This window comes from Frankia sp. Mgl5 (assembly GCF_023242985.1).
Lineage (GTDB): Bacteria > Actinomycetota > Actinomycetes > Frankiales > Frankiaceae > Parafrankia > Parafrankia soli.
Window position 1 is genome coordinate 1 of record NZ_JALKFY010000595.1, and the last position, 325, is coordinate 325.

1 protein-coding gene is annotated in these 325 nt (G+C 54.5%); it reads left to right on the forward strand.

Annotated elements, in window-relative coordinates; genetic code table 11:
* The coding region (locus MXD62_RS10800) for a sigma-54 factor interaction domain-containing protein (protein ID WP_248829168.1) at window positions 1–325 on the forward strand (325 nt) is incomplete at both ends.

Consider the following 325-nt stretch of genomic DNA (forward strand, 5'->3'; position numbering starts at 1 on the left):
CCGATACCCTGCTCGAATCGGAGCTGTTCGGCTACGAAGAAGGTGCTTTTACCGGAGCAGTCCGAAAAGGCAAAAAGGGGAAGTTCGAGCTCGCTGACCGGGGAACCATCCTGCTCGATGAGATTGGGGATATGCCGCTGCCGCTTCAGGCCAAGCTGCTGCGGGTGCTGCAGGAAAAAGAAGTGGAGCGGGTCGGCAGTACACGGCCGATGTCTATCGATGTTCGTGTAATCGCCTCCACCAATCGCGATCTGGCAGGCAGAATCAAAGAAGGAACGTTTCGCGAGGATTTGTATTACCGGCTAAACGTTGTCAATATCTCCAT